The sequence below is a fragment of the Enterobacter sp. Bisph1 genome (assembly GCF_000814905.1).
Taxonomy (GTDB): Bacteria; Pseudomonadota; Gammaproteobacteria; order Enterobacterales; family Enterobacteriaceae; genus Kosakonia.
This window is the reverse complement of the sequence record NZ_JXAG01000031.1, coordinates 164,970-174,539: the sequence shown is the minus strand read 5'-3', so window position 1 is coordinate 174,539 and position 9,570 is coordinate 164,970. Positions and strand designations below refer to the sequence as shown.

The 9,570-nt window shown below is 53.6% G+C and carries 9 protein-coding genes; 3 read left to right on the top strand and 6 right to left on the bottom strand.

Annotation, left to right across the window (positions count from 1 at the left end):
- A partial coding sequence (locus tag RW65_RS22985) for a hypothetical protein (protein WP_231564365.1) occupies window positions 1-220 on the top strand: 220 nt, incomplete at its 5' end.
- 205 nt (window positions 221-425) lie between these two features.
- Window positions 426-1,724, top strand: a complete 1,299-nt coding sequence (locus RW65_RS06805; protein WP_039055944.1) for an MFS family transporter — start codon at window positions 426-428, stop codon at window positions 1,722-1,724.
- Between the two features lie 3 nt (window positions 1,725-1,727).
- On the opposite strand, the gene RW65_RS06800 is transcribed toward RW65_RS06805, so the two are convergent.
- From RW65_RS06800 to trxC, 5 genes are all read right to left on the bottom strand, one after another.
- Window positions 1,728-2,048 (bottom strand): YfiM family lipoprotein, encoded by a 321-nt coding sequence (locus tag RW65_RS06800; protein WP_039055942.1) that lies wholly within the window; start codon window positions 2,046-2,048, stop codon window positions 1,728-1,730.
- Between the two features lie 45 nt (window positions 2,049-2,093).
- On the bottom strand, window positions 2,094-3,449 hold the full coding sequence (gene pssA / locus RW65_RS06795) for a CDP-diacylglycerol--serine O-phosphatidyltransferase (protein WP_039055941.1): 1,356 nt from the start codon (window positions 3,447-3,449) through the stop codon (window positions 2,094-2,096).
- A gap of 119 nt (window positions 3,450-3,568) precedes the next feature.
- Window positions 3,569-6,223 carry a bifunctional acetate--CoA ligase family protein/GNAT family N-acetyltransferase gene (locus tag RW65_RS06790; protein WP_039055940.1) on the bottom strand — a complete coding sequence of 885 codons (2,655 nt, stop codon included), beginning with the start codon at window positions 6,221-6,223 and terminating at the stop codon, window positions 3,569-3,571.
- A gap of 32 nt (window positions 6,224-6,255) precedes the next feature.
- Window positions 6,256-6,954, bottom strand: a complete 699-nt coding sequence (locus RW65_RS06785) for a tRNA-uridine aminocarboxypropyltransferase (RefSeq protein WP_039055939.1) — start codon at window positions 6,952-6,954, stop codon at window positions 6,256-6,258.
- 69 nt (window positions 6,955-7,023) lie between these two features.
- Window positions 7,024-7,443, bottom strand: a complete 420-nt coding sequence (gene trxC, locus RW65_RS06780) for a thioredoxin TrxC (RefSeq protein ID WP_039055938.1) — start codon at window positions 7,441-7,443, stop codon at window positions 7,024-7,026.
- A gap of 204 nt (window positions 7,444-7,647) precedes the next feature.
- Here trxC and RW65_RS06775 point away from each other — a divergent pair, with 204 nt between their 5' ends.
- A complete protein-coding gene (locus RW65_RS06775; protein ID WP_039055937.1) occupies window positions 7,648-8,766 on the top strand; it encodes a tRNA/rRNA methyltransferase in 1,119 nt (372 codons plus the stop codon).
- 48 nt (window positions 8,767-8,814) lie between these two features.
- Here RW65_RS06775 and ung read toward each other — a convergent pair whose 3' ends face one another.
- Entirely contained in the window at window positions 8,815-9,504 is a 690-nt protein-coding gene (gene ung / locus RW65_RS06770; protein ID WP_039055936.1) for a uracil-DNA glycosylase, read from the bottom strand.
- Window positions 9,505-9,570 lie beyond the last annotated feature (66 nt).

Sequence of the window (9,570 nt, the reverse complement as noted above, 5' to 3'; positions counted from 1 at the left end):
CATCAAACAAGCAGAAGGCCATCCTGACGGATGGCCTTTTTGCGTTTCTTCCGCAGCAAAAAATGCCCGCTACGTAAATAACCCGACCATAAAGCCGGGTTTTCGCCTTTTCTGTTTTCTAAATCAAGCCGTTAACCCAGCCTTATTCATAATAAACGCGGCTATCTGTTCCACATTATTCAAATCAAGTACCGATTCCCCTGATATTTTACTTTCCTAAATGCTCCAGACGCCTAAAGGAAACCGGGCTTCCAGGCTCTATAGCGCTTTGCCGATATTCTGAATCACTGTCCTGCCCCGTTAAAGTGTGATGTACGTCACGCTATAAATATAACAAATATGTAACTTTTTGGTCTTTGCGCAGAGTGGACAGGGACATTCACCATGCTCGGCTCACCAATATCTTTGGCTGGAGTATTCACAGAATGGCTGAAAGCAGTATGACAACACGTGCACCGCTCACCGGTAGCGACACCCGACGCAGGGTATGGGCTATCGTTGGTGCATCTTCAGGTAATTTAGTTGAATGGTTTGATTTCTACGTCTATTCCTTTTGCTCCCTCTATTTCGCGCATATCTTTTTCCCTGCCGGCAATACAACGACTCAGCTATTACAAACGGCAGGCGTATTTGCCGCAGGCTTTCTGATGCGCCCCATCGGTGGTTGGTTATTTGGCCGTATCGCCGACCGCCAGGGGCGTAAAAAATCCATGCTCATCTCGGTATGCATGATGTGTTTTGGATCGCTGGTTATCGCCTGCTTACCGGGTTACGAGTCCATTGGCACCTGGGCCCCGGCGCTCTTACTGCTGGCACGACTATTTCAGGGGCTTTCCGTGGGCGGTGAATATGGCACAAGCGCGACCTATATGAGTGAAGTTGCCGTTGAAGGGCGTAAAGGATTCTATGCATCATTCCAGTATGTCACGTTGATTGGCGGCCAATTACTGGCGCTGCTGGTTGTTGTCGTATTGCAACAGGTACTGAGTAATGAAGATTTACGTGCATGGGGCTGGCGCATTCCATTTGCTCTCGGCGCGGTGCTGGCGATTGTTGCGCTTTGGCTACGTCGACAGCTGGATGAAACCTCCCAGCAGGAAGTGCGTGCGCTAAAAGAAGCGGGATCGTTAAAAGGTCTGTGGCGTAATCGCAAAGCCTTCATTATGGTGCTTGGCTTTACCGCGGGCGGATCGCTGGCCTTCTACACCTTCACGACCTACATGCAAAAATATCTGGTGAATACGGCAGGAATGCATGCCAACGTCGCCAGCATCATTATGACAGCAGCCCTGTTCGTCTTTATGCTGATTCAACCGATCATTGGCGCGCTGTCGGATAAGATAGGTCGTCGAAATTCGATGCTGCTGTTTGGCGGACTTTCCACCCTCTGTACGGTGCCGATTCTCAGTGCACTGCACAGCGTGAACTCTCCCTACGCAGCGTTTGCCTTAGTAATGGCGGCGCTGGTGATCGTCAGTTTTTATACCTCGATCAGCGGGATCCTGAAAGCGGAAATGTTTCCGGCACAGGTACGCGCGCTGGGGGTTGGCTTATCGTATGCCGTGGCAAATGCCCTGTTTGGCGGTTCTGCGGAGTATGTTGCGCTGTCGCTAAAATCTCTCGGATTCGAAAGCACTTTCTTCTGGTACGTTACCGCGATGGGGGCACTGGCATTTCTGGTTTCGTTAATGCTGCATCGCAAAGGAAAAGGCATCCGCCTGTAGACGCTATCTTGCCAGCTGCCATACGGCGAAACCGGTGGTGGCACCGGCAATATCCCAGACAAAATCTTTCCAGCTCCAGCCGCTCCCTGCCGGGCGGCTGTCCCACAACTCTTTTGAGGCACCCAGACTAACGGAAAACATCAGTCCATACGCGGCGCTGCGGTCACGGCTGATACCCTGATGCTGCGCGTACTCATTTCCGGCGGCGGAGAGCATCGCCGAGGCAAGAAAATGTTGCGCTTTATCCTGACCGCTCCAGCTATCATTTGCCATATGGCTACAGCCTGTCAGCAGCATACTCAATGCCAGCAAAGTGTATTTCATTGCAGAACCTGAAAAAAAGCCCCGTCACAAGGAAGGGGCTCAGTTTTAAAGAATACGGCTAATCAGTTTATCAATACGGATTCGACGCAGGCGGCGTATCAGCTTACGCACCTTCACCGGATAATCAGCGATGCTCTGTAAATCACGATAATGATTTACTACCGTAGTATGCGTGCGGATAAGCTCCAGCTCTTTATTACGCTGTGCAGCCAGTTCATGCTTCGGATCGTGGATCAGCACTGCATTTTCCAAATCCAGACGCCAGGCGCGCGGATTGAGGTTATTACCTGTAAGCAGGATCCACTCATCGTCAACCCACATACCTTTCAGATGATAACTGTTATCGTCATCTTTCCACAGACGCACTACCAACTGATCGGTGTTCACATAATATTGCAGGCGGCTTAAGAAGCGACGCAGATTGATCTCATACAGATAGGGCAATGCACCAATAATCTTAAACGGCTGATCTTCAGGGATGAAAAAGTCATTCGCCGTCTTATCGCCAACGATAATTTCCACTTTTTTCCCGTCGCGCAGCAGCTGAATAATATTACGCACCAGCACCGCAGGCAGGTTGAAATAAGGGGTACAAATCGTCAGCTTATGTTCCGCGCAGGGCATAAGATGGAATATGGTTTTATTCAGCAGGCTGGATTTCCCCAGGCCGACCAGCGGCGTAACTGCCAGCTGTTCGTTATCCGCATCCCCCTGGAAATGATACGTCGCATCGCGTAACTCCTGGCGGAACAGGCGAATATCATTTTTGATTTCCGGGCTTTTTGGACGCTGCGCATCATCCAGCCGATTCACGCCGCGGCCCTGAATCAGATTCTGTTCAACCCAGCGCTGCATAATGTCCGCCATTTGCGGGTTGCGGATCAGCTGATATCGGTCATAGCGATACTTATCATGCTGATGCAGGTACACATCATTCAGGCTCGCACCGCTATACAGCACGCAGTCATCAATAATAAAACCTTTGTAATGAAGCACGCCAAGCGCTTCACGGGTATTCACCGGCACCCCGTAAACGGGAATCACAATGCCTGGGTTTTCTTCGGCGAGGCGGCAGTACCAATCCGCATTGGTATTAGCCGCCGCCGCGCCGATACGCCCGCGCTGAGCACGATGCCAGTCAACAAGGACGCGTACATCCAGTTCCGGGCGCTGGCGTTTCGCTTCATACAGCGCGTTCAGAATTCCTTTCCCGCCATCATCCTGTTCAAGATACAGGGCGATGATATAGATCCGGCGCGTCGCGTTAGCTATCTTCGCAAGCAGCGTCTCCCTGAAATCAGCAGGCGCATAGAAAAACGCTATATCATCAGCTGACTGAGAAATCTTGGGTAATTGGGCAAGGTGTTGTTGATGTTTATTACGCTTAAATTTGGACAACATCACAGTGCGTTTCTTCTCTGTTTATTGAAGGGTCTTCTGTAGCATGCAGACGACATAAGCGGACAATAATAACACCGAGCCTGCTAAAGTGGTCAACATTTCCAGTACCTTACTCGGGATTACTCACTCTGCGTAAGAGGGAGGGATAAACTGACAATTCCATCCTCAAGCTGAATATCGACATCAAATCCCAGTTTGCGCGCCAGCGTTATCATGCCGCGATTATTTGGCATAGTAATACCATTCAAACGTTTAAGTCCGTGATCTCGGGTATAACTGATGAGCTTTTCAAGTAAACGGCGTCCGAGCCCAAGCCCTTTTAAATCAGAACGCACCAGCACGGCAAACTCGGCGTCGATATTATCGGGATCGGAGATAGCGCGGGTGACGCCTAAAATTTCCTCGCCGCGATCCGTGCTGCGTACCGCCACGAAAGCCATTTCCCGATCGTAGTCGATCTGCGTCATATTCGCTAAATCATCATGGGTAAATTCGTTGATCTCGCTAAAGTAACGGTAGTAAAGATCCTCTTTCGTCACCCTGGAAATAAACGCTCGTAGCTGAGGTTCGTCTTCGGGAAGAATCGGACGGAACAGGCACCGCTCGCCATTTCTCATCTCTACCTGCTCTTCGAGATGCTGCGGGTAGGGGCGAATCGCAAGGCGGGTTTCGCCATTACCGGCAAAAGGAGCGATGGACATAGTGACATCCAGCGCGGTGAATTCAGTGCCAGACGCGAGCAACGGGTGAATATCAAGGCGTTCGATTTCCGGGCAATCGACAATCAAATTTGATACCTGAACTAAAAACTGGCTTAGACCGGCAATATCAAGGGAGCGTAATGCGCTCCGTCCACGGATCTTTTTACTTTTGATCGCCTGGATGACCAGGTAACGCGCCAGATTCATATTCAGCGGTGGTAGGGCGACCGCTGCCTGATCCTCGGCGCGCCATTCGACGCCGCCTTCGCCCAGCATGATCAGCGGGCCGAACACCGGATCGTGTTCAACCACGACCCGCAGCTCCTGCGCACCGGCGCGGTTCGCCATGCTCTGCACCTGTAGACCGTGAATACGCGCCTGCGGCCAGTTCATTTTCACGCGATCGATAATCGCCTCTGCGGCCTGCTGCACCTCTTTCGCGGTACGCAGATACAGCATCACACCCTGAACTTCCGACTTGTGTGGGATATCCGGAGAACGCAGCTTCAGCGCAACCGGGTAGCCAATCTGTTCCGCGATATGCACCGCTTCCGCACTGTCGTTGGCGATCCACGTTGGCAGGGTTTGTAGCCCCCAGGCGCGTAAGATGGGCTGCACTTCATGGGTATCAAGAGTTGAAGCGCCTTCGGCCAGCGCCCGTTGCAGCAGATGGCGTGCTTCAGCGGTATCTGCCGTCAGGCTAATGGAAAGGGCCGGCGTTTCACGCAGCTGTTTCTGGTTACGCCGATACTCGACCATATGCATAAAGGCGGTAATCGTGCCTTCCGGGGTTCGGTAGGTTGGCAACCCGGCTTCACTGAATAATCGCCTCGCTTCCTGAGAAGAAAACTCGCCGCACCAGTTGGTCAAGACGGTGATATATTTTCCGCGCGGATGTTTTTTCAGCGCCTCAATCAGCGCCACGGCGCTTTCACTGCCTGGTGCTGCGGCGCTCGGCGCATGGATAATCATCAGCGCATCGTAATCCTGGCTGTCGAGGAGAATATTCAGCGCCGTAATATAACGCTCGCTGCTGGCATCATCGCGCAGATCGAGTGGATTGGCGGGGGTAACATATTCTGGCAGCGTGGAACGCAACTGCGTTATCGTCTCTTCACCGAGCGTCGCCAGCTTGCCATTACTTAACCACAGTTCATCGAGCGCCAGTGCGGCGGGTGCCGCGCCATTACTGATGATCATCAGCCGCTCGCCGCGCAGCGGGCGCATATGGCTGAGGGTTTCGACGGCGGAAAAAAGCTCATGGGTATCCTGCACCCGCAGTAAACCGGCGCGCTGAATAGCCGCATCCCAGGCCGGGTCAAGCCCCGCATTGACGTGCAACAGACGCTGTGCCTCCGGGCTGCGTCCGCTTTTAATCACCAAAATCGGTTTATTGCGCGATGCGCTCCTGGCTGCGGAAACAAAGCGGCGGGCATCACTTAAGTGCTCAAGATAAAGCAAGATGGCGCTGGTTTTGCTGTCACGGGCGAGGAAATCAAGCAGTTCATCGACATCAATATCGAGACTGTCGCCGAGGGCGATGAAGTAGGAAAAGCCCATTTCCCGCTGCTGCGCCCAGTCAAGAATGGTATTAGAGACGGCGGCAGACTGGGAAATAAACGCCAGCTTGCCGCGCGTAATCGGTACCGGTGAAAAACTGGCATTCAGCCCCTGCCAGGGAGCCAGCAAGCCAAGGCTGTTCGGGCCGAGCAAGCGCATTTGGTAGCGGCCTGCACAGGCCAGCAAATCAGCATGCTGATCGGGTGGCGCAGAGAGGATAATGCAGGTTTTACACCCCTTTTGCCCCAGCGCCTCAAGCAGCGCCAGGTTACGTTTAGCATGGGTGCAGAGTACGGCAAGATCGGGCGTGAAGGGCAGGCTGGCAACGTCTGGCCATGCCAGCACGCCCTGTACCGCTTTATAGGCGGGCGTCACCGGTAGAACCGGTCCGGCGAAACCGCCAGCCAGTAAATTGCGCATCATTAAATAACCCGCGCGCTCCGGCTTCATCGATGCACCCACCACCGCAATCGATCGGGGACGCAATAACGCTTCCAGCCCTCGTTGGCTCATACCGGCCTCCACAAAAGTGTGATCCGATGATTCTAAACGTTTTCTGCTGCGTTTGCTGTGATGGCGGACGGATGGTGTGGTTTCCCCGCAAGGTAACGTTCGCGAAACAGGGAAAAGTGATCGCTCAGCGCAAGCGCTGCCGCGTTATCGCCTGCCAAATCCAAAAGCGCAATCGCCACTTCTGCGGTGCAGTATTGATCCTCTGCATGGGCTTCGCGTAAACGATAAGCGGAAACGCGTGAAAGATCGACTGAGATCACCGGCAAAGCATCGAGATAGGGGCTTTTACGGAACATTTTACGCGCTTCGGTCCAGGTCCCGTCCAGCATGATAAACAACGGCGGCTTTTCACCGGTCGGCTTACTCAGCACCTGGCGCTCACTCCCGGCATAAGAGGCCGGAAAAACAACCATCGGCTGGTACTCCTCACTGGCGCAGAGATCGATTAACGCCTGCGGCGGTTCGGTCCGTGACCATTGAAAGGCCTGCGTTTCAGGCAGGATATCGGCAATTAAGCGGCCGGTATTGCTGGGCTTCATCGGCTCGGTGTCAAACATCACCAGGCAAAAGCGGCTGGTGGCGCAAGAGGGTTTCAGGCTCTCGCACAGACACTGTTTCAGCGGTAGTAAGCAGCGCTGGCAGCGGCGAATACGGTTGCCGCGCGCAAGAAAGGGACGCGTGGAACGGGCAAGGCGCTCAGCGCGGAGTTGAAGAACGGCGTTATTGGTCATGAAGATCGCGTAAGTAAAACGCCATTGTCGCAGAGGTGAAAACGGGGCACAAGATGCGCCCCGTCTTGATCACAATGATTCGTTAAGCCAGCTATCAAAGGGCGCTTTTGGTACCGCGCCGCTCAGCATGTCAACGACTTCACCATTTTTGAACAACATAATGGTGGGGATACTGCGAATACGAAACCGTGCGCTGAGTTCGCGCTCCGCTTCGGTGTTCACTTTAACAAAGCGTACTTTGCCGCTGCGCTCTTCTGCAACGTCCTCAAAGATCGGCGCAAAGTTGCGGCACGGGCCGCACCAGGGGGCCCAAAAATCGACCACCACCGGTAAATCATCTTTCAACAATTTATCCAGCGTTTCGCCGGTTGCGTTAATCACATCTCCATCGAACAGCTCATGTCCACAGCGCCCACATTTTGCGCCGTCATTCATCCTTTCTTGCGGAATGCGGTTCAGCGCCTGACAGCTTGCACATACGGTATTCATAACTAACCTCAGGGAAGCGATGGTACAAAGCGGCATTTCGCCGATATGTTTCTTCTATGTTGCATATTATTAATAAGAAGGTTTTAAACGACAATGCGATTTATTCAATGAGTACAATAGCCGATAACTTTTGAACGAATTAATGGCTAAGCGACAGCACATCGGGTAATCTGCGCGCTTCGCGCAGCGCTGGTGGAGAAAAGCATGAACGATGAATTAAAGAATAAAAGCGGCAAGGTCAAAGTGATGTATGTCCGCAGTGATGATGATTCCGATAAACGTGGCTACAACCCGCGCACTGGCAAGGGTCCGGCACGTAGCGGAACATCTTCTCGCAGCGGCGATGACCGTCGTACTTCCCGCGATGACAGAAGTCGCGCTGGCCGTGACGATAAAAGCCGTTCTTCCCGCGACGATCGGGGCCGCCCTGCGCGTGACGACAGAAGCCGCCCTCAGCGAGACAATTTCAGCAGCCGTGAGGATTCACCGTGGCGCACCGTTTCCCGCGCGCCGGGCGACGAAACCTCGGATAAACCGGATCACGGCGGTATCAGTGGTAAAAGCTTTATCGATCCGGAAGTGCTGCGCCGCCAGCGTGCGGAAGAGACGCGCGTGTATGGCGAAAATGCCTGCCAGGCACTTTTCACCAGCCGTCCAGATTCGATTGTTCGCGCCTGGTTCGTCCAGAGCGTAACGCCGCGTTTCAAAGAAGCTCTGCGCTGGATGGCCGCGAACCGTAAAGCCTACCATGTGGTTGATGAAGACGAACTGGCGAAAGCGTCCGGTACGGAACACCACGGCGGCGTCTGCTTCCTGATCAAAAAACGTAACGGTTTAAGCGTTGAGAAATGGGTAGCGAACGCGGCAGAAGAAGATTGCGTACTGGCGCTGGAAGATGTGGGTAACCCACATAATCTCGGTGCCATTATGCGTAGCTGTGCGCACTTCGGTGTGAAAGGCGTCGTGTTGCAGGACGCGGGCGTGATTGAATCAGGTGCTGCGGTGCGTACGGCCGAAGGCGGTGCGGAGCACGTTCAGGCGATTACCGGCGATAGCTTTATCGACGCGCTGGAAGCTTTCCGCGCAGCAGGCTATGCCCTGGTGACCACATCGAGTCATAACGGTACGCCGCTGTTTAAAGCAGAGTTGCCGAAGAAGATGGTGCTGGTGCTGGGTCAGGAACGCGATGGCTTGTCTGACGTAGCGCTGTCCCGCGCCGATCTGAGCGTCTCGATTAATGGCACCGGCAACGTTGAAAGCCTCAACGTCTCTGTCGCGACCGGCGTGTTGCTGGCAGAGTGGTGGCGTCAGAATAAGGCCTGATGGAAATCAGCGTCGTCATAAAGAAGCCAGCATAATAGCTGGCTTTTTTTACTCGCTTTCCGCCGGAAGTTCTGGCATCCAGTCGATGGGTTTTTCACCGTGCTGTTCCAGCCACTGATTCGCCAGCACAAAATGATTACAGCCAAAGAAACCGCGATGGGCGGAGAGGGGCGAGGGATGCGGCGCTTTCAGCACATGATGACGCTTGCCGTCGATAATCGCGCCCTTCTTCTGCGCGTGTGAACCCCATAGCAGGAATACCACGCCTTCGCGATGTTCGTTAATTAAGCTAATCACTTTGTCGGTAAAGGTTTCCCAGCCAAGGCTGGCGTGGGAATGCGCCTGTCCGGCGCGCACGGTAAGCACCGTATTCAGTAACAGCACGCCCTGGCGCGCCCAGCTTTCCAGATAACCATGTTGCGGGCGGACAAAACCCGGCACGCTGGCTTCCAGTTCCTTATACATATTCAGCAGAGAAGGCGGGATAGCGATTCCCGGACGCACAGAAAACGCCAACCCGTGCGCCTGGCCTGGCCCATGATAGGGATCCTGGCCAAGTATCACCACTTTCACGTCACCCAGCTCCGTGAAACGAAAAGCATTAAACACATCTTTTTGCGGCGGATAAATAGTGACGCCCGCCTGGCGCTCATCGGCTACGGTGCTGAGCGTATTGATAAAGTAGGGCTGCTGTTTTTCGTCTGCCAGCACATCGTGCCAGGTTAATGAAGTGGTCATTCCGCTCTCCTGCGAAGTTGGTTCCCTTTAGCTTAACTGCTTCTTTCTCTGGAACAAAATCAACCG

Coding starts and splice junctions, on each gene's coding strand:
- RW65_RS06785 (WP_039055939.1), bottom strand. CDS start 6,954: ATGACCAATAACGCCGTTCTTCAACTCCGCGCTGAGCGCCTTGCCCGT.
- pssA (WP_039055941.1), bottom strand. CDS start 3,449: ATGTTGTCCAAATTTAAGCGTAATAAACATCAACAACACCTTGCCCAA.
- RW65_RS06775 (WP_039055937.1), top strand. CDS start 7,648: ATGAACGATGAATTAAAGAATAAAAGCGGCAAGGTCAAAGTGATGTAT.
- trxC (WP_039055938.1), bottom strand. CDS start 7,443: ATGAATACCGTATGTGCAAGCTGTCAGGCGCTGAACCGCATTCCGCAA.
- RW65_RS06800 (WP_039055942.1), bottom strand. CDS start 2,048: ATGAAATACACTTTGCTGGCATTGAGTATGCTGCTGACAGGCTGTAGC.
- ung (WP_039055936.1), bottom strand. CDS start 9,504: ATGACCACTTCATTAACCTGGCACGATGTGCTGGCAGACGAAAAACAG.
- RW65_RS06805 (WP_039055944.1), top strand. CDS start 426: ATGGCTGAAAGCAGTATGACAACACGTGCACCGCTCACCGGTAGCGAC.
- RW65_RS06790 (WP_039055940.1), bottom strand. CDS start 6,223: ATGAGCCAACGAGGGCTGGAAGCGTTATTGCGTCCCCGATCGATTGCG.